Genomic DNA, 20,491 nt, shown 5'->3' on the forward strand with positions numbered 1-20,491 from the left:
TCGGAGATATAAGGGGATTTCTGTGACCAAACAACGTGAAAATCAGCGTGAAAATTGGTCTGCCCGATCTGGTTTTATTTTAGCTGCCATCGGATCTGCGGTTGGATTGGGTAATATTTGGCGCTTTCCATATGTAACTTATGAGAATGGCGGTGGTGCCTTTCTTATTCCATATTTAATTGCACTCTTCACAGCGGGTTTACCGCTTTTATTTTTAGACTATGCCATTGGGCATAAGTATCGTGGCGCTCCGCCAACAGCGTATAAACGTGTTGCAAAACCGATGGAATCAGTTGGTTGGTGGCAGGTCATGGTGACACTGGTGATTGGTGTGTACTATGCCAGCGTATTGTCTTGGGCAGGGAGTTATATTTTCTTGTCATGGGGGCAGAAGTGGGGTGAAGATACCGAAGCGTTCTTCTTCAATACTTATCTGCAAACTGGCGAAGGCTTAGCATTTGGATTTGTACCGCACCTCTTTTTTGGTTTGCTCGTGGTATGGGCTGTAACGATGTTCATTCTGTATGGTGGCATCAAAAAAGGTGTAGAAGTTGCTAATAAAATTTTCATTCCATTATTGATTGTTTTATTTACGATTTTGGTGATTCAAGCCTTACGTTTGCCAGGTGCAACGATTGGTTTGGATGCGTTATTCACACCAAACTGGGCGGCGATGGCAAACTATAAAGTATGGCTTGCAGCATATGGGCACATCTTCTTCTCGCTTTCTGTTGGTTTCGGGATCATGTTGACCTATGCGTCGTACTTAAAACCAAAATCAAATGTGACAGGTTCAGGCGTTGTGGTCGGGCTTGCCAATTCATCGTTTGAGTTACTTGCGGGGATCGGTGTCTTCGCTGCACTTGGCTTTATGGCGCAGAGTGCGGGTGTAGAGTTTAAAGAAGTGGTCAGTGGCGGTATCGGCTTGGCATTTATTGCCTTTCCAAAGTTGATTTCAAGTCTTGGCGCAGGTGCGGATTTATTCGGTTTCTTGTTCTTTACATCACTGGTTGTCGCAGGGATCACCTCAATGGTAAGTATCTTGCAAGTGCCGATCAGTGCGTTCCAAGATAAGCTCGGTTGGTCACGTCAGAAGTCTGTGACGATCATTGCAGGTGGTTCTGCAGTGGTGTCGATTCTGTTGTTCTCAACACATAGTGCCATCAAGTTTGTCGATATTATTGATCACTTTGCCAATAATATTGGTATCGTCTTTGGCGCATTGCTGTCGATCGTGATGATCACTTGGTTTAAGCGTTCGAAATTGCCTGAGCTTGAGCAACATATCAATGCGATCTCAAGTATTCAACTGGGTAAAGGCTGGCGCTTTATGTTGACGGTAGTAACACCGTTGACGCTATTGGTTGCATTTGTTTTATCTGTGATTGCACTTATCACCACAGGATATGGTGATTATCCGATGATGATGCAATTGGTCTTTGGCTGGGGCGTGGTGCTGTTATTTGCATTTGGCGCACATGTACTGAGCCGATTAAAAGATCGTCAATAATCAAAATGGAGAATAGCGATGACTACAAGTGCTTTGATCATGATGATTATTTCAATTGTCGTATTGTGGGGTGGATTGGCGATGGCAATGGTGCATTTGTCCAAACATCCTGATCCTGAAGACTAGTTGATAAACAATTTTTAAAATTGATCATGAAAAGTCAAACGACGAAGCGATAAGCTTCATGAAAATTTCTAATCAAAGTTTTAAATGATAACGCTTATCACTTGTTGATGATTTAGGTTAGAATAAGCCGATCTTAGGGTCGGTCAGTCACTCATAATGTCAGATTTTTTCAATTCCAATGTATTGATCGCCTTTCTTGTCACGGTGTTGGCAAGTTTGGCGACCGTCGTTGGCGGCGCATTGGTATTATTCTTCAAACAGCCGAGTCCTCGGTTGCTTTCATTTGGTCTAGCGTTTGCTGGCGGGGCGATGGTCTATGTCTCGCTGACCGAGATTCTCACCAAATCTGTTGATTCATTTTCGCAATCGTATGATGAGCAAATTGGCTTTGCTTTTGGTACTTTTGCTTTTCTTGCAGGGATTCTAATGGTCATTTTGTTAGATCGGTTTATTCCTAATCCGCATGATGCTTTAGACAGTGCGCATTTAAGTGCTGAAAATGATACAGGGCTATACCGTACAGGTTTGCTGACTTTATTTGCCATCACAGCGCATAACTTTCCTGAAGGTTTAGCGACGTTCTTTGCGACTTTGGAAAATGCCACACTTGGCGTGCCACTTGCTGCTGCGATTGCGATACATAATATTCCTGAAGGCATCGCCATCGCTGTACCTGTCTATGCGGCAACGAAAAGCAAATCTATGGCGTTGCTTGCCAGTTTTATATCGGGGCTTGCTGAGCCACTGGGTGCGTTGATTGGTTATAGCATTCTTGCGCCATTTATGAATCCAGTCGTTTTCGGTACAGTCTTTGGCTTGATTGCAGGGGTGATGGTGTTCTTGGCACTCGATGAGCTACTTCCTGCGGCGAAGCGTTATTCCAAAGGACATGAAACGGTATATGGCTTGGTCACAGGCATGTCGATGTTGGCGATTAGTCTTGTTCTATTTAAGTTTATGTAAGCTGAGTTCGATGTGTGTTGTGTATATTATGGAAAAGTCTTGTAGTGTATGTGCATATATCGGGATTAACCTTCGGTTCGACCTACTTTTCTTTCGGGAAAAGTAGGCAAAACCACTTGTCAGTCGCAAACTCGGTCAGATACTGAAATTTATCCAATCCCTCGAAAAACGTCATTTTACTAAAATTGTCCTGACCTCGAACAATGCGACTGACGTCCGTACGAATTAGATAGTTTCTACTCATCTTAAGCCGAAATATTTTTTTCGATTAAGCCACTTTTTCAATTAAGCAATAATAGAAACCGTCGCCACCACCTTGTTGTGGTAAAAGTTGACGCCCATATTGCTGGGCAGTGCCCCAATCGGCTTTGATTTCGATATGTTTTGCATCTGCGTGTTGAGCGAAGAAATTTTGCATTTGCACTTCATTTTCCGCTTTTAAGATCGAACACGTGATATAGAGCATTTGCCCGCCGACTTTGAGCTGTCGCCACATATTTTCTAAAATTTCAGCCTGTAGTGCAGTAGTTTGCGCAATATCTGTAGATTGACGAAGTAGGCGAATATCAGGATGACGACGCAATACACCAATCGCTGTACACGGTGCATCAATAATAATGCAATCAGCTTCGGTAGCATCCGATGATTCATTAATTTGCCATGCTGTTGCATCGGCACAGACGACGTTGACCTGTTCATCACACTCGGATGAAATAAGCTGTAAGCGATTGAGATTTTCATGCACACGTAGTAGACGGCTTTCAACATTATCCAGTGCGATCAACTGCTGAGGACGATATTTTTCCAAAAGATGTGCGGTCTTGCCACCAGGCGCAGCGCAGGCATCGACTACGACTTTGCCATTCAGATTTGGTAACAGCGAAACGCAAAGCTGTGCGTGTTCATCTTGTACCGAAAACCAACCTTTGTCATAGCTTGGTAAAGCGGGAATACTGACGCTTTGCTCAAGGCGAATACCTACGTCTGAAATATGGCTTGCACTCACCTCAATTCCTGCAAGTTGCAGTTGTTTTAGATAGGCATCCCGACCAATCTGACGGTGATTCACGCGTAGAAATAAAGGCGCAGGTTGACGTAAAGACTGCGCAAGCTCAGGCAGTTGCTCCGCCCAATCTTTGTGTAATCGCTTATACAACCAACTTGGTAAGCCGTGTGCTTGCTCTAGCTCGGTACTGAGCTGTTCACGCTCCCGAGTGGCACGGCGCAAGATGGCATTGATCACGCTACTTGCTGATTCAAAGCCAAGCTGTTTAACCGCTTCAACGGTTTCAGAAATCGCAGCATGATCTGCGATGCGTGTATAAAACAGTTGATACAATCCCAAATAAATCGCCACTTCAAGCTGTGGATCACTCAGTGGTTTATTCAGCATTGGTAGACTAATGCTTTTTAGTGCATACCAATGACGAAGCACCCCAAAGCTCAGCTCATGCATCAAGCCACGATCTTTCTCATCGACCAATTCAAAATATTTTTCTTGAATCTCGGATAGTGAACGACCTTGCTGTACTTGGGATAAAAGTCGAATCAGTTGTGCACGTAGATTTAAGCGACTGCCAGTTTTTACACTGCTATTTTTTACGACATCTTGAGGCTTATCTTGCTGTTTCGTTTGGGTTTGCGGTTTTGCATAGGTTTCATAAAAATTTGGTCTTGGACGCTGATTCATGAGAGGACTTGTCCAATGTTAAGTTTTTGAGTTTGCAGGATTTGCACGCTATTTAACGCCTTGCCACCTGCCCATTGTAGACTGGTTAAACGCAACACTGTACCTGCACCACAAGCCACGTCGATGCCGTGTTTATCCATGCTGAGAATTTCACCATAGGTCTTGCTGTGCGATTGATTCGTCAGTGCAGCCGACCATACTCTTAAAGGCGGATTATTGGCATCTGTTTGACAGAAGCACACTGGCCACGGATTAAAGGCACGAATTTGACGGTCGATAATTTGTGCGGCTTGCGCCCAGTCGATTTTTGCTTCGCTTTTGACGATCTTGTGCGCATAGTTGGTCAAGGCTTCATCTTGCACTTCACGTTTGGCTTGATAGCTCTCTAAGGTCGAAATATCGGATAATACTTCACAAATCGCCTCAGCACCGAGTATCGCCAAGCGATCATGCAAATTTGCCGAGGTATTCTTTGCGGTAATCTCTGTGCTGACTTTATACAGCATATCACCTGTATCCAAGCCTTTTGCCATCTGCATAATGGTCACACCCGTCGACGCATCACCTGCCAAAATTGCACGCTGAATCGGTGCAGCACCACGCCAACGTGGGAGTAATGATGCGTGAATATTTAAACATCCATATCTCGGCGTATCTAAAACCACTTGCGGTAAAATCAAACCATACGCAGCCACCACCATCACATCGGCATTTAATTCGGCAAGTTCTTGTTGTGCTTCAATCCCTGCGTCTTCGCTACTTTTAAAATGCAAAGGCTGACGTACTGGCAAGTTGTGCTCAAGTGCCAAAATTTTCACAGGAGAAGCGGTGAGCTTTTGCCCACGTCCCGCAGGGCGGTCGGGCTGAGTATAGACCGCAACGATCTCATGATCAGTCTTGAGTAAAGCGGCTAGGGCTGCGGCAGCAAAATCAGGTGTGCCTGCAAAAATGATTTTCATGCGTATCCAAAAGTAGGTGGATCAAAAGATGAGATATTATAGCGAAAATGTGGGGTGATAGGGGCGATCAATTCTAAGCGGTGATTAACAACACTCTATTATTCAAATCTTGAGTAAATGATGTATAAATAGCCTAGATAAATGAAATTTTTTTGGTATTCCGCATGGCAACAGAAAACGAAAAAGACTCCCCAACCATCGTCGTTGATGAAGATCATCCCGAGCAGGAAAAATACGAAGTCCTCAAAGAAAAACTGCGCTACAAACAAGCCAAACGTGAAAATGCCAAAAAGATTGACCACAAACAAGTCCGTCTAAATATCCAAGCAGATGCTCTGCCGACCAAAACTTTTTTCATTATGAATGCACTCGCCGCAGTGATAGCTGCGTATGGTCTGCTTGCAGATTCGGCAGCGGTAGTGATTGGTGCGATGTTGGTGGCAATGATGCTCGGACCGATTTCAGGTGTGGCATTGTCATTTATTGATAGTCGATGGATATTGTTTCGCACTGCGATGGGTACACTACTCATAGGCGTTGCGATGATCTTTGCGATTGGTGTGGTGATTGGTTTTATTCATCATGATATGCCGATGACTTCGGAGATTCTCTCTCGAACACAACCGACGATGATCGACTTGATGATTGCGCTTGCAGGCGGTGCGGCAGGTGCGTTTGCATCGGTATCACCTCGACTTTCTGTTGCGGTGGTTGGCGTGGCTGTGGCGACTGCTTTAGTACCGCCACTTGTTGCCAGTGGGATTTTATTTGCGCATTTTCAATGGGCAAATTCAGGTAATGCGTTTTTATTGGCAGTGACCAACATGGTGGCGATTCAGATTAGCTCGTCATTAGTATTGTGGATTGCAGGGTTTCGTCGTGGTTCGGAAGAGGAGCTTCAAAGCAATGTCTTGGAATTCATTAAACGGAATATCTGGAGTTTATTGGTTTTAGTCATACTTGCGGTGTATTTAAGTTTTAATTTGACGCAACGTGTTCGTCTACAGCTCTATGAAACGTCGATTAGCCAAATTGTCAAAAATAATCTGAATGACGACAACAATATTATCAATGCGGTGGTTTTTGATCAGAAAGAAGACTATACCTTAGTACGAGTGGTGATTCGTGGCGATCATGAGCCGACACAAAAACAATTGGCAATGCTGAATCAAGAAATGAGTAAAGATAATCGAGGATTGCCAACGAAGCTTCAAATCCGCTTCATCCCTGTGAAGATTTTACAAACGGAAGGTGTTGAAGATGTGGAGCTGTCACCACGTCAGGCTCAGCATATCTCCATGAAAACAGCTGAGTAGTGGTTGATCGGGCATGTGATTTTCTCAAAAAAATAATTCTGAAGATGTGATGGTCACATTCAAAATTATTAAGACAGTTGCGGGTTAATATTGAATAGCGCTACACTAGCGACGATTAGATTAAGTCTATGAAATTGGAATTCCTGCTTTATGCAGGAGGAATTGTTCTATATAATTAGTCGCGAAATTTACGACGAGTAAAAAAATGTCGAATGATAAATCGAATGACGCGTCTAACGGTGCGCCGATCCCTCAGCGTAATAACCCTGCGGAATTAGTCAAGAATGGTTCACCTTTTGATGTGATTTTGTGGATCATTGCTTTGGCTTTATTGATTGGTGCGAGTTTGGCAAATCAATACTTGCCACAATATTGGGCAACTGCAAGTGATGTGTGGGTTCGCATTGGTGTGATTGCTGCTTGTATTATTGCGGCAATCGGTTTAATATACGCCACCCACCAAGGCAAGGGTTTTGTTCGCCTATTAAAAGATTCACGCATCGAGCTTCGACGTGTGACATGGCCAACAAAGCAAGAAACCATCACCACTTCATGGCAAGTGTTAGTTGTTGTTATTGTAACTTCGATCGTATTGTGGTGTTTCGACTATGTATTGGGTATGTTGATTAAGTTATTTATCGGATAAGTTGCTATGAAACGTTGGTATATCGTTCATGCCTATTCTGGCTATGAAAAACAAGTCATGCGTTCGTTGAATGAACGTATTGCACGTAGCACAGTTGCCGATAGCTTTGGTGAAGTCCTTGTTCCTACTGAAGAAGTAGTGGAAATGAAGGATGGGAAAAAACGCAAATCGGAGCGTAAATTTTTCCCGGGTTACGTATTAGTTGAAATGGATATGAATGACGATACTTGGCATATCGTCAAAGAATGTCCAAAAGTTTTGGGTTTTATTGGTGGTACACCTGAGAAGCCAGCGCCGATCACGCAAAAAGAAGCGGATGCGATTTTGGCTCGAATTAATAATACAGGTGAGGCACCTCGTCCGAAGACCATGTTTGAACCAGGTGAAGAATTGTTGGTGACCGATGGTCCATTTACAGACTTCAAAGGTGTGGTTGAGGAAATTCAATACGAAAAATCTCGCTTGACCTTGACGATTAATGTCTTTAATCGCCCAACTCAAGTTGAATTAGAGTTTCGTCAAGTAGAAAAAGCCAACTAGTTTTTTCTGCTGTATCGTTGCCCGATAAGTTCTTTTGAATGATTCGGGCTTTGTTATTTTGTATTTGTCGTGTTTTTTTTGTGGCAGATACATGCAATTTGGGGAGCCTGGCGGCGTTTGTACCCAAGAGGTAATTGAACATGGCTAAGAAGATTGACGGCTATATCAAGCTGCAAGTTCCAGCTGGTAAAGCAAATCCATCTCCACCGATCGGTCCTGCACTTGGTCAACGTGGTGTGAACATCATGGCATTCTGTAAAGAATTCAATGCTGCGACACAAAAAGTTGAACCAGGTCTTCCGATTCCTGTTGTGATCACTGTGTACAACGATAAGTCGTTCACATTCATCATGAAAACACCACCAGCTTCTATTCTTTTGAAGAAAGCTGCGGGTATCCAAAAGGGTTCATCTGTACCAAACAAAACTAAAGTTGGTAAGTTGACTCGTGCTCAGTTAGAAGAGATCGCTACGACTAAAGAGCCAGATTTAACTGGTGCTGATTTAGACGCCCGTGTGCGTACCATTGCTGGTTCTGCACGTTCTATGGGCTTGGAAGTGGAGCTATAAGACATGGCAAAGTTAACTAAACGTCAAAAAGCCATTGCTGCAGCTGTTGAAGCAAACAAAGTCTACACTTTGGAAGAAGCAGTAAAAGTACTTAACAGTCTTCCTGCTGCAAAATTCAAAGAGTCTTTGGATGTTGCGGTAAACCTTGGTGTTGATCCACGTAAATCGGATCAAGTGGTTCGTGGTGCAACAACTCTTCCTGCAGGTACTGGTAAAACTGTACGTGTTGCAGTGTTTGCACAAGGTGCTGCTGCTGAAGCTGCAAAAGCTGAAGGTGCTGATATCGTTGGTTTTGATGATCTTGCAGAATCAATCCAAGCGGGCAACCTTGACTTTGATGTGGTGATTGCTGCACCTGACGCAATGCGTGTTGTTGGTAAATTGGGTACGATCTTAGGTCCACGTGGCTTAATGCCAAACCCGAAAGTCGGTACTGTAACCCCTGACGTTGCTGGTGCTGTGAAAAATGCTAAAGCTGGTCAAGCACGTTACCGTGTAGACAAAGCGGGTATTATCCACGCTGCGATTGGTCAAGTTGGTTTCGAAGAAACTGCTGTACGCCAAAACCTTGAAGCATTGGTTGCTGACTTGAAGAAAGCGAAACCTGCGACTTCTAAAGGCGTATACATCAAAAAGATCACTTTGAGCTCAACTATGGGCCCTGGTTTGATCATTGATGTAAACAACGTTTCTAACTAAGTTTTAAGCTAAGTTACTTTAGATAAAAGAATTTTAAAGCCCTGAAACCTCCCCCAGCTCCTCTTTGATAAAGAGGGGCGTAAGTCCCCCTTGTTAAAGGGGGATGTAGGGGGAGTTAGCAGGCAAACTTTGAATTGATGGGTGTAAGCCTGTCAGCGTCAAAGACCTCGGGCGAGGTGAAGTGCTCACACTTTGCTTCTTAATCTTCCAGCCTGAGTAGACGCGGTGGTGTGATTGATGTCCTCCTCCGCGTGTAGGTCGCAAGACTTACAAATTGGGAGTGCACTTGTATAAGTGCATAAGTCACCTTAGGAGGTTTTACAATGGCTCTTCTTATCGAAGACAAAAAACAGATCGTAGCAGAAGTGAACGAAGTTGCTTCTAAAGCGTTCTCTGCCGTTGTTGCAGACTATCAAGGTTTGAATGTAGAGCAATTGACACAGTTGCGTGTTGAAGCTCGTAAGCTTGGTGTAACGACTCGAATTGTTCGTAACACTTTGGCAAAGCGTTCATTCGAAGGTACGCCATTCGATATTTTGAATGACAACCTAGTTGGTCCAACAATTCTTGGTTTTTCAACTTCTGAAGACGACATGGGTGCAGCTGCGCGCTTGTTCGAAGAATTTGCAAAATCAAACAAGGCATTTGAACTCAAAGCTGCTGCATTTGATGGCAAGGTTTATCAAGGTGCTGAAGTAAGCGTAATCGCAAATCTTCCGAACCAAGAGAAAGCGCTTACTATGCTTGCATCTGTTCTTCAAGCTCCAATTTCGAAATTGGGTCGCCTAATGACGGCGCTCAAAGAGAAAAACGAGCAAGAAGCTGCATAAGCTTAAATTTAATCAATCATTTACACCATTTAATATCCATTTGGAGTTATTCTCATGGCTTTAACAAACGAAGAAATCTTGAATGCAGTTGCTGAAAAAACTGTACTTGAACTTGTTGAATTGATCTCTGCTTTCGAAGAGAAATTCAATGTATCTGCTGCAGCTGTTGCTGTTGCTGCTGCACCTGGTGCTGGTGGCGCTGCTGCTGCTGAAGAGCAAACAGAATTCACTGTTGAATTGGCTAGCTTTGGCGCGAACAAAGTAGCTGTAATTAAAGCAGTTCGTGAAGCGACTGGTCTTGGTCTTAAAGAAGCGAAAGATCTTGTTGAAGGCGCTCCTTCAGCAGTTAAAGAAGGCGTTTCTAAAGAAGAAGCTGAAGAGCTTAAGAAGAAACTTGAAGAAGCTGGTGCTGAAGTTAAACTTAAGTAATGGCTTGGGGAGTTGGTTTTTTTTAAATCAGCTCCAAAAAACGGCTGATGACTCTTGGGTCATCAGCCTTTTTGCGTTACAATAATCGGCTCGCTTTTTGATGAAGTCTCATTTTTGCGTCGATAATGTGATGTGATTGAATGTTTAGCAATGTTTTTCTATTTATTTTTCAGTAGTTTGAAAGATCGTAGAGGATATTGCTAAACATTTTATTGTCGCTTTTGGTTTTTTTGCAGCGTTGAAAAGCGACGGTCAGCCTTGACCTGTTGATAACTTCTGCTCCATCTCGTACTGCAGACGAGATGAGTTTAATGTCCGAGGAATCCAGATGGCATACTCTTATACCGAAAAGAAACGGATCCGCAAAAACTTTGGTAATTTGCCGAACATCATGGATGTTCCTTACTTGCTCGCTATTCAGGTGGACTCGTATCGAACGTTCTTGCAAGATGGCAAAACACCGAAGAACCGTGATGATATTGGCTTGCAAGCCGCATTTCGTTCCGTGTTCCCTATTGAAAGTTATTCAGGGAATGCGGCTTTAGAGTTTGTCGAATATAGTTTGGGTAAGCCTGAGTTTGACGTACGTGAATGTATTTTGCGTGGTTCGACTTATGCTGCACCGATGCGCGTCAAAATTCGTTTGATTTTGCGTGATCGTGATACCAAAGCGATCAAAGATGTACGTGAACAAGAAGTCTATATGGGTGAAATGCCTCTAATGACAGATAACGGTACATTCGTCATTAATGGTACTGAGCGTGTGATCGTATCTCAGTTGCATCGTTCACCAGGCGTATTCTTTGATCATGATAAGGGTAAAACCCACTCTAGCGGTAAAGTGCTCTACTCAGCACGTATTATTCCTTACCGTGGTTCATGGTTGGACTTTGAGTTTGATGCAAAAGATTTAGTTTATGTACGTATCGACCGTCGCCGTAAGTTGTTGGCGTCTGTGATTCTACGTGCTTTAGAATATTCAACTGAGCAAATTCTTGGTTTGTTCTTTGAAAAAGTTCCTGTTTATGTTGATGCCTCGAGCTATCAAATTGATCTTGTTCCAGACCGCTTACGTGGTGAGATGGCACAGTTTGATATCGCTGGCGAAGATGGCAAAGTCATTGTTGAGCAAGGCAAACGTATCAATGCACGTCACGTGCGTCAGATGGAAGCTGCAAACTTGTCTAAGCTTGCTGTGCCTGATGAATATCTGTACGAACGCATTACAGCGGAAGACATTAGCTTAAAAGATGGTGAAGTGCTTCCTGCAAATACAGTGATTTCTCACGATATCTTAATAAAAATCGCTGAAGCGGGTGTGAAGCAGTTTAACATCCTATTTACCAACGATATTGATCGTGGTTCTTACATCGCTGATACATTGCGTGCTGACATTACACGTGGTCGTGACGAAGCGTTGGTCGAAATTTACAAGGTAATGCGCCCAGGCGAGCCACCGACCAAAGAAGCTGCTGAAAACTTATTTGGCAATTTGTTCTTTAGTCCAGAGCGTTATGATTTGTCACCAGTTGGTCGTATGAAATTCAACCGTCGTTTGGGTCGCCCTTACGAAGTTGGTACAGATCATAAAACACGCCAAGTTGAAGGTGTGTTGTCAAATGATGACATTATTGATGTATTGCGTACTTTGGTTGAGATTCGTAACGGTAGAGGTGAAGTCGATGATATCGACCACTTGGGTAACCGTCGTGTGCGTTCTGTGGGTGAAATGACAGAAAACCAATTCCGTGTTGGTTTGGTACGTGTTGAACGTGCAGTGAAAGAGCGTCTTTCTCAAGCTGAAACAGACAACTTGTCACCACAAGATTTGATCAATGCCAAGCCAGTTGCTGCGGCGATCAAAGAATTCTTTGGTTCAAGCCAATTGTCACAGTTTATGGATCAAAACAATCCATTGTCTGAGATCACGCACAAACGTCGTGTTTCAGCACTTGGACCTGGTGGTTTGACACGTGAACGTGCAGGCTTTGAGGTACGTGACGTACATCAAACCCATTATGGTCGGGTATGTCCAATTGAAACGCCTGAAGGTCCAAACATTGGTTTGATCAACTCGCTGTCTGTATATGCCAAAACGAATGATTTCGGTTTCTTAGAAACCCCATATCGTAAAGTCATTGATGGCGCAGTGACAGATGAGATCGAATACCTTTCTGCGATCGAAGAAGTTGGTACCGTGATTGCACAAGCGGACTCTGCGGTAGATGCTAAAGGTGCATTTACTGATGAAGTGGTATCTGTCCGTCATCAAGGTGAATTCGTGCGTATGCCACCTGAAAAAGTGACACATATGGACGTTTCACCACAGCAGGTTGTTTCTGTGGCGGCATCATTGATTCCATTCCTTGAACACGATGATGCCAACCGTGCATTGATGGGTTCAAACATGCAACGTCAGGCTGTACCGACACTTCGTGCAGATAAACCACTTGTGGGTACAGGCATGGAACGTCACGTTGCACGTGACTCAGGTGTGTGTGTGATCGCAAATCGTGGCGGTAAGATCGATTATGTTGATGCTTCTCGTATTGTAATCCGTGTTAACGAAGATGAAATGGTTGCTGGTGAAGCAGGTGTAGATATCTACAACTTGATTAAATACACCCGTTCTAACCAAAACACCTGTATCAACCAAAACATTATTGTGAATTTGGGTGATGAAGTTGCACGTGGCGACATCTTAGCTGATGGTCCATCAACCGATATGGGTGAGTTGGCACTTGGTCAAAACATGCGTGTCGCATTCATGACGTGGAATGGATATAACTTCGAGGACTCGATCTTATTATCAGAACGTGTAGTGCAAGAAGACCGTTTGACTTCGATTCACATCCAAGAATTGTCATGTGTTGCACGTGATACCAAGTTGGGTTCAGAGGAAATCACTGCCGATATTCCAAACGTCGGTGAAGCGGCACTTTCTAAACTAGATGAGTCAGGTATTGTCTACATCGGTGCGGAAGTGACAGCGGGTGATATTCTTGTTGGTAAAGTGACACCAAAAGGTGAAACACAGCTGACTCCTGAAGAAAAACTGCTTCGTGCGATCTTTGGTGAAAAAGCGGCAGACGTGAAAGATTCTTCTTTACGTGTACCGTCAGGCACTAAAGGTACAATTATTGATGTACAAGTCTTTACTCGTGATGGCGTAGAAAAAGACGAACGTGCACTCGCAATTGAAAAAGCACAGCTTGATGCCTATCGCAAAGATTTGAAAGAAGAATTCAAAATCTTCGAAGAAGCTGCTCGTGAGCGTATGATCCGTCTACTTGATGGTCAGACTTCAAACGGTGGTGGTACGACGAAGCGTGGCGATAAGCTGACTGCGGACGTGTTGTCTGGTCTTGAGTTCGTTGATTTGAAAGAAGTTCAAGCCAATGACGAAGATGTTGCTGAGCGTATGAATCAAATTTTGGCATTCTTACAAGAGAAGAGCCAAGAGATTGATGAGAAATTCGCTGAGAAAAAACGCAAAATCGCACAAGGTGATGAGTTGACGCATGGCGTACTCAAAGTCGTTAAAGTCTACTTGGCTGTGAAACGTCGTATCCAACCGGGTGATAAGATGGCGGGTCGTCATGGTAACAAAGGTGTTGTTTCGAACATCTTGCCAGTAGAAGACATGCCACACGATGCCAATGGTGTACCTGTAGATGTGGTGTTAAACCCACTGGGTGTACCATCACGTATGAACGTGGGTCAGATTCTTGAAACGCATTTGGGTCTAGCTGCAAAAGGCTTGGGCGAACAAATCGACAAGATGATCAAGCAACAACGTGCGATGGCTGATCTACGTGACTTCTTAGACAAGATTTACAACAAAGTTGGCGGTACGCAAGAAGATCTCAACAGCTTGACTGATGAAGAAGTGCTAAAACTTGCAAGCAACTTGCGTGGTGGTGTACCACTTGCAACCCCTGTATTTGACGGTGCAGAAGAAGGTCAGATCAAAGAGTTACTTGAGCTTGCAAACTACTCACGTACAGGTCAGGTTGAGTTGTTCGATGGTCGTACAGGTGACAAGTTTGACCGTCCAGTGACTGTGGGTTATATGTACATGCTCAAACTTAACCACTTGGTTGATGACAAGATGCATGCACGTTCGACTGGTTCTTACTCATTAGTGACGCAACAACCGCTTGGTGGTAAAGCACAATTCGGTGGTCAGCGTTTCGGTGAGATGGAGGTCTGGGCACTTGAGGCTTATGGCGCTGCGTATACCCTTCAAGAGATGTTGACAGTCAAGTCAGATGACGTCGAAGGTCGTACCCGTATCTATAAGAACATCGTTGATGGTAACCATTATATGGAACCAGGTATGCCTGAGTCATTCAACGTATTGACCAAAGAGATCCGTTCTTTAGGTATCAACATTGAACTGAAAAATGGTGACTAATTAACCATTAATCCCCCAACCCCCTTTGAAAAAGGGGGAGCCCTAGCGTGAAAATAAGTTGTTGGGGCTTCCCTCCTTTATTAAAGGAGGGACTGAGGGAGGATTTTCAGTTAAGAAACAATATTTGTGACCCAGTTGTGAAGTGTAAATCTCCACAACACACGGAGAAAAAAATTGAAAGACTTGCTCGATATCATGCGTAAAAAAACGGATAACGATGGTCAAACACCATTTGAGTTTGATCGTATCCGTATTGGCTTAGCATCACCTGAAGTGATTAAATCATGGTCGCATGGCGAAGTGAAAAAGCCAGAAACCATCAACTACCGTACGTTTAAGCCTGAACGTGACGGCTTGTTCTGTGCCAAAATCTTTGGACCAGTCAAAGATTACGAATGCTTGTGTGGTAAATATAAGCGGATGAAATACAAAGGCGTCATTTGTGAAAAATGTGGTGTTGAAGTTACCACTGCAAAAGTACGTCGTGAGCGTATGGGTCACATCGACCTTGCATCACCAGTTGCACATATTTGGTTCTTAAAATCATTACCGTCCCGTATCGGTCTATTACTTGATATGACGCTACGTGATATCGAACGTGTATTGTATTTCGAATCTTATGTCGTGACTGATCCAGGCATGACTACGCTTGAGAAGTACCAATTATTAACTGACGAAGATTATTACAATGCTTTGGAAGAGTGTGGTGATGAATTCGCGGCGAAAATGGGTGCAGAAGCGATTCAAGATCTATTGAAAGATATTGATCTTGAAGCAGAAATTGCTCGTTTACGTGAAGAAATTCCACAGACATCTTCTGAAACTAAACTTAAGAAAATGTCTAAACGCTTGAAATTGATGGAAGCGTTCAAAGATTCAAACAATAAGCCTGAGTGGATGGTAATGAATGTATTACCAGTACTGCCACCAGATTTGCGTCCGTTGGTTCCACTTGAAGGTGGTCGTTTTGCGACTTCGGATTTGAACGATCTTTATCGTCGTGTGATCAACCGTAACAACCGTTTGAAACGGCTTCTTGATTTGTCTGCACCTGACATCATTGTGCGTAACGAAAAACGTATGTTGCAAGAATCTGTAGATGCCTTGCTCGACAACGGTCGTCGTGGTCGTGCAATCACTGGTTCGAACAAACGTCCATTGAAATCTTTGGCTGATATGATCAAAGGTAAGCAAGGTCGTTTCCGTCAAAACTTGCTGGGTAAGCGTGTTGACTATTCTGGTCGTTCGGTAATTACTGTCGGTCCTACACTACGTTTGCACCAATGTGGTCTACCGAAGAAAATGGCACTTGAGCTATTCAAACCATTTATCTTTGCCAAACTACAGTCTACTGGTCAAGCAACAACCATTAAAGCTGCGAAGAAAATGGTTGAGCGTGAAACCCCAGAAGTTTGGGATGTACTTGCACACGTGATTCGTCAGCATCCTGTGATGCTGAACCGTGCGCCAACACTTCACCGTTTGGGTCTACAAGCGTTCGAGCCTGTATTGATCGAAGGTAAAGCGATTCGTCTACATCCATTGGTCTGTACCGCATTTAACGCCGACTTTGACGGTGACCAAATGGCGGTACACGTTCCATTGACACTTGAAGCGCAGCTTGAAGCACGTGCTTTGATGATGTCGACCAACAACATCTTGTCACCAGCTAATGGTGAGCCGATCATCGTACCTTCTCAGGACGTGGTCTTAGGTCTGTACTACATCACTCGTGATGCAGTGAATGCCAAAGGCGAAGGCATGGTGTTTGCAGATACTCACGAAGTCAACCGTGCGCTTGCAACTGGTCAAGTGGCTATGCACGCTCGTGTCAAAGCTCGTGTGCATCAAACGGTGATCAGCGAATCAGGCGAACGTCATCAAGAAACTTTGGTTGTCGATACCACACCAGGTCGTTGCTTGCTTTGGGAAGTCGTACCTGCGGGTCTGAGCTTTGCTGAAATCAACGTGGAAATGACCAAGAAAAACTTATCCAAGCTGGTTAACTCTTGCTACCGTAAACTCGGTTTGAAAGATACCGTGATCTTCGCCGATCAATTGATGTATTTGGGCTTCCGTCAAGCGACTCGCTCAGGTGTATCTGTTGGTATGGAAGACATGGTAATTCCACCGACTAAAGACCAAATCATTGACAAAGCAGAAGCAGAAGTCCGTGAAATCGAACAACAGTTCGAACAAGGTTTTGTAACGGCGGGTGAGCGCTATAACAAAGTGGTCGATATTTGGGCACGTACCAACGATCAAGTTGCTAAAGCGATGATGGACAACTTGTCATTTACCACTGTGAAAAACAAACAGGGTGAAGACGAGAAGCAAAAATCATTTAACTCGATCTACATGATGTCTGACTCAGGTGCCCGTGGTAGTGCGGCGCAGATACGTCAGCTTGCAGGTATGCGTGGTTTGATGGCGAAACCAGATGGTTCGATCATTGAAACGCCGATTAAAGCGAACTTCCGTGAAGGTTTGACGGTACTTCAGTACTTCATCTCAACTCACGGTGCACGTAAAGGTTTGGCGGATACCGCACTGAAAACTGCGAACTCAGGTTACTTGACTCGTCGTTTGGTTGACGTGGCGCAAGACTTGGTGATCACTGAGCCAGATTGTGGCACTTTAGATGGCTTAGTCATGACTCCGCTGATTCAAGGTGGTGATGTCATCGAGCCGTTACGTGACCGAGTTCTTGGTCGTGTGATTGCAGAAGACGTGATCGTTGATGGTGAAGTGCAATTCCCACGTAACACATTCATTGATGAGCAAATGGCAGCACGCTTAGAAGAAGCGGGTGTCGATGAAATGAAAGTGCGTTCAGTGATTGCCTGTGAAGCAGACTTCGGTGTTTGTGCGAAATGTTATGGTCGTGATCTTGCACGTGGTCATATCGTCAATCCGGGTGAGTCTGTCGGTGTTATGGCAGCGCAATCGATTGGTGAGCCAGGTACACAGTTGACAATGCGTACATTCCACGTCGGTGGTGCAGCGAGCCGAACTTCGGCAGCCAACAGCGTGCAAGTACGTAACAAAGGTACGGTACGTTTCCACAACATCAAGACTGTACAACATGCCAAAGGTCACTTGGTCACGACTTCTCGTTCTGGTGAGATTGGTATTGCTGATGAGATCGGTCGTGAGCGTGAGCGTTATAAAGTGCCTTATGGTGCGTCGATCTTGATCAAAGATGGTGAAGCAGTAGAAGCTGGCGGTATCGTGGCAACATGGGATCCGCATACGCATCCACTCGTGACCGAAGTTGCGGGTAAAGCACGTTTCAGCCAAATCGCTGATGGTGTTACAGCAACCTCTAAGACTGATGATGCAACAGGTATGAGCACAGTAGAGATTCTACCTGTGACTTCACGTCCTGCATCTGGCAAAGACTTACGTCCTGCAGTGGTCTTGGATACTGTAGATGGCGAAGAGCAATTCTACTTCTTGCCACAAAATACCATCTTGACCGTACGTGATGGCGAAACCATCGGTGTCGGTGATGTAATTGGTCGTGTACCACAAGAATCGTCACGTACACGTGATATTACCGGTGGTCTACCACGTGTAGCTGACTTGTTCGAAGCACGTAAGCCAAAAGAGCATGCAATCCTTGCAGAAATCTCTGGTGTGGTGAGCTTTGGTAAAGAAACCAAAGGTAAAAACCGTTTGGTGATCACGCCTGATGATGGTGCTGAGATTTATGAAGAATTGATTCCAAAATGGCGTCAAATCAACATGTTCGAAGGTGAGCGTGTAGAACGTGGTGAAGTGGTGTCTGATGGCCCACAAAACCCGCATGACATCTTGCGTCTGAAAGGTGAAGTGGCATTGACCAACTACATCGTGAATGAAGTGCAAGACGTTTACCGCTTACAAGGTGTAAAAATCAACGATAAGCACATCGAAGTGATCGTCCGTCAGATGCTCCGTAAAGTAGAAATTACCGATGGTGGTGATTCGAGCTTTATCAAAGGCGAACAAGTCGATTACATCCGTGTGGTGGGTGAAAACCAAGCACTATTGGCGCAAAACAAATTCCCTGCGAAATTTGAACGTCAATTGATGGGTATCACCAAAGCATCGTTGTCTACTGACTCATTCATCTCTGCGGCATCGTTCCAAGAAACTACTCGTGTCTTGACTGAAGCTGCGGTAACAGGCAAAGAAGATGATCTACGTGGTCTGAAAGAGAATGTCGTGGTGGGTCGTTTGATTCCATCGGGTACAGGTCTTGCGCATCACTTGGAGCGTCGTCGTCAAAAAGCTGAAGACGCTGAACAAGAGCTCGTAAATGACTTCTCTGAAGTGGATCAAGCCTTAAGCCAAGCATTCAATGAAGAGCAGTTCTAAGCGCTATTCTGAAATAATGCATTAAAAAAAAAGAGTCCTTCGGGGCTCTTTTTTATTGTAGGATAAGGGAAACAAAACTAAGGAAGAACAAGAATGTCGTATTGTCTATGTGACGCAGTGGGATGATGAAAATATCTTATATGAAGCGGAAATTACTAAACGTCTGTATATCAACTATGGTCAACATATGGTGAAGTACTTGAAAAAAATCTATTTAGCACCTTATGCACAGAATCAAAGCAATGTATTTGAGTATATGATTGCTCGTAGTAAAGAACAGGGACGGACAACAAATGACATAAAATTCCAACTGTTGCACAATCCATTTCGGCAGTACAGTTAAAATCGAAGTTTATTCAGTTTAGAGTATTGAATTTTTAGGTTGATAAAACATGAAAGTCTATTATGAATATAACATAGAAAAAGCAATCCGAAGATTGCTTTTCATTGTTTGATTCTTAAAGTTGGATAGTTTAAAGTTTTCGTTTTTTAAACTTTACCACGTGAGATAAAGCCAACGATAAACAAGATCACTGCAACCACTAAGAAAATTACTGCAAAATCTTTAGATAGACCCGCAACACCACCGAATCCTAAAACACTTGCAATCAAAGCGACTACTGCAAAAATAATTGCCCAGCGAAACATAATAATACTCCCTATATAAAAACTTTTGTAGGTTCATTATAATGTCATTATGTGGTTGTATCTGTTGAACTTTGGTGGCTAATGTAGTTCATCTGAAAACAAACCGTATAAAAAGTGTTCTCTGATATTTTATGATTTTTAATGATATGAAAAGTATAGAAATGTACAATAGACAAGACATTTACATCGTTTTCACTTGCGCAATATTCATCAATTCAGGCTTCAAGCTGTTACAATTAGCCGTCAAATCTTAAAATGATTCTCCCGTATGTCGATTACTCCTCAAGGCTCATCAAACAGCGCGGTCGTACTCCGTCCAGAGTTTTGGCGTCACTATGCGATTGATCAGCTTAATCGTACAGAGTGGGAGGCATTGTGTGATGGTTGCGGACAGTGTTGTCTAATTAAACTGGAAGATGAAGATACAGGAGAGGTTGCCTATACGTCGGTATCGTGCAAACTTTTGAACTGTTCGACAGGGGCGTGTAGCGATTATCCAAATCGACGTGATTTTGTACCTGATTGTATTCAGCTTACCCCTGAATTATTACAGCAAATCAAATGGCTTCCATCTACTTGTGCATATCGCCGTGTTTATGAGGGTAAGGATTTGCCACGTTGGCATTATTTGCTTACAGGTGATCGTCAGAGTGTGATTCGAGCGAAGAAATCAGTTGCGCATCGTTGTATCTCTGAAGCGGAAGTTGATGAGGATCATGTTGATGAATATGTGATTCGTTGGGTGCGCTAGGATTTCAAAATCTTGAAAAGCTGAAATAAAAAAATC

The 20,491-nt window shown here is 43.8% G+C and carries 16 protein-coding genes and 1 pseudogene; 14 read left to right on the plus strand and 3 right to left on the minus strand.

Features of this window, described 5'->3' with window-relative positions; genetic code table 11:
• Nucleotides 1-22 precede the first annotated feature (22 nt).
• The 3 genes from ACE3PQ_RS03305 (at nt 23) to zupT (ending at nt 2,599) form a co-directional block, all read left to right on the plus strand.
• Nucleotides 23-1,510: a sodium-dependent transporter gene (locus ACE3PQ_RS03305; protein WP_374295205.1), complete on the plus strand. Its 1,488-nt coding sequence runs from the start codon at nt 23-25 to the stop codon at nt 1,508-1,510.
• A gap of 18 nt (nt 1,511-1,528) precedes the next feature.
• A complete protein-coding gene (locus ACE3PQ_RS03310; protein ID WP_298891930.1) occupies nt 1,529-1,636 on the plus strand; it encodes a methionine/alanine import family NSS transporter small subunit in 108 nt (35 codons plus the stop codon).
• A 156-nt stretch (nt 1,637-1,792) separates the two neighbouring features.
• Nucleotides 1,793-2,599, plus strand: a complete 807-nt coding sequence (zupT, locus tag ACE3PQ_RS03315; protein WP_374295207.1) for a zinc transporter ZupT — start codon at nt 1,793-1,795, stop codon at nt 2,597-2,599.
• A 268-nt stretch (nt 2,600-2,867) separates the two neighbouring features.
• Here zupT and rsmB read toward each other — a convergent pair whose 3' ends face one another.
• Both rsmB and fmt read right to left on the minus strand, forming a co-directional pair.
• The gene (gene rsmB, locus ACE3PQ_RS03320) at nt 2,868-4,289 is read right to left on the minus strand and encodes a 16S rRNA (cytosine(967)-C(5))-methyltransferase RsmB (protein WP_374295208.1); all 1,422 of its coding nucleotides are present in this window, start codon (nt 4,287-4,289) and stop codon (nt 2,868-2,870) included.
• Nucleotides 4,286-5,248 carry a methionyl-tRNA formyltransferase gene (fmt, locus tag ACE3PQ_RS03325; protein ID WP_374295209.1) on the minus strand — a complete coding sequence of 321 codons (963 nt, stop codon included), beginning with the start codon at nt 5,246-5,248 and terminating at the stop codon, nt 4,286-4,288. The genes rsmB and fmt overlap by 4 nt, the downstream gene beginning before the upstream one ends.
• A 164-nt stretch (nt 5,249-5,412) precedes the next feature.
• Between fmt and ACE3PQ_RS03330 the strand changes: the two genes are divergently transcribed.
• From ACE3PQ_RS03330 to ACE3PQ_RS03375, 10 genes and pseudogenes are all read left to right on the plus strand, one after another.
• Nucleotides 5,413-6,564 carry a DUF389 domain-containing protein gene (locus ACE3PQ_RS03330; RefSeq protein ID WP_374295212.1) on the plus strand — a complete coding sequence of 384 codons (1,152 nt, stop codon included), beginning with the start codon at nt 5,413-5,415 and terminating at the stop codon, nt 6,562-6,564.
• Nucleotides 6,565-6,769: 205 nt separating this feature from the next.
• Nucleotides 6,770-7,210 carry a preprotein translocase subunit SecE gene (secE, locus tag ACE3PQ_RS03335; RefSeq protein ID WP_374295213.1) on the plus strand — a complete coding sequence of 147 codons (441 nt, stop codon included), beginning with the start codon at nt 6,770-6,772 and terminating at the stop codon, nt 7,208-7,210.
• A 6-nt stretch (nt 7,211-7,216) separates the two neighbouring features.
• Nucleotides 7,217-7,750: a transcription termination/antitermination protein NusG gene (gene nusG, locus ACE3PQ_RS03340; RefSeq protein WP_241570372.1), complete on the plus strand. Its 534-nt coding sequence runs from the start codon at nt 7,217-7,219 to the stop codon at nt 7,748-7,750.
• A gap of 140 nt (nt 7,751-7,890) precedes the next feature.
• Entirely contained in the window at nt 7,891-8,319 is a 429-nt protein-coding gene (gene rplK / locus ACE3PQ_RS03345; protein WP_001074682.1) for a 50S ribosomal protein L11, read from the plus strand.
• A gap of 3 nt (nt 8,320-8,322) precedes the next feature.
• On the plus strand, nt 8,323-9,018 hold the full coding sequence (rplA, locus tag ACE3PQ_RS03350; protein ID WP_374295216.1) for a 50S ribosomal protein L1: 696 nt from the start codon (nt 8,323-8,325) through the stop codon (nt 9,016-9,018).
• A gap of 323 nt (nt 9,019-9,341) precedes the next feature.
• Nucleotides 9,342-9,848 (plus strand): 50S ribosomal protein L10, encoded by a 507-nt coding sequence (rplJ, locus tag ACE3PQ_RS03355; protein ID WP_298890329.1) that lies wholly within the window; start codon nt 9,342-9,344, stop codon nt 9,846-9,848.
• Between the two features lie 54 nt (nt 9,849-9,902).
• Nucleotides 9,903-10,277, plus strand: coding sequence for a 50S ribosomal protein L7/L12 (gene rplL / locus ACE3PQ_RS03360; RefSeq protein WP_241570369.1), 375 nt, complete (start codon nt 9,903-9,905; stop codon nt 10,275-10,277).
• 328 nt (nt 10,278-10,605) lie between these two features.
• A complete protein-coding gene (gene rpoB / locus ACE3PQ_RS03365) occupies nt 10,606-14,694 on the plus strand; it encodes a DNA-directed RNA polymerase subunit beta (RefSeq protein ID WP_374295219.1) in 4,089 nt (1,362 codons plus the stop codon).
• A 195-nt stretch (nt 14,695-14,889) separates the two neighbouring features.
• Nucleotides 14,890-18,936, plus strand: a pseudogene (rpoC, locus tag ACE3PQ_RS03370) (DNA-directed RNA polymerase subunit beta'); the annotation flags it as partial.
• 229 nt (nt 18,937-19,165) lie between these two features.
• Nucleotides 19,166-19,399 (plus strand): hypothetical protein, encoded by a 234-nt coding sequence (locus ACE3PQ_RS03375; RefSeq protein WP_374295221.1) that lies wholly within the window; start codon nt 19,166-19,168, stop codon nt 19,397-19,399.
• 146 nt (nt 19,400-19,545) lie between these two features.
• Here the strand turns inward: ACE3PQ_RS03375 and ACE3PQ_RS03380 are convergent, their stop codons facing one another.
• On the minus strand, nt 19,546-19,704 hold the full coding sequence (locus tag ACE3PQ_RS03380) for a DUF1328 domain-containing protein (RefSeq protein ID WP_092619960.1): 159 nt from the start codon (nt 19,702-19,704) through the stop codon (nt 19,546-19,548).
• 268 nt (nt 19,705-19,972) lie between these two features.
• Here ACE3PQ_RS03380 and ACE3PQ_RS03385 point away from each other — a divergent pair, with 268 nt between their 5' ends.
• Nucleotides 19,973-20,455: a YcgN family cysteine cluster protein gene (locus ACE3PQ_RS03385; RefSeq protein ID WP_374295222.1), complete on the plus strand. Its 483-nt coding sequence runs from the start codon at nt 19,973-19,975 to the stop codon at nt 20,453-20,455.
• Nucleotides 20,456-20,491: the final 36 nt, after the last annotated feature.

Origin of the sequence: Acinetobacter sp. (genome assembly GCF_041911495.1) — a bacterium.
In the GTDB taxonomy this organism is placed as follows: Bacteria; Pseudomonadota; Gammaproteobacteria; order Pseudomonadales; family Moraxellaceae; genus Acinetobacter.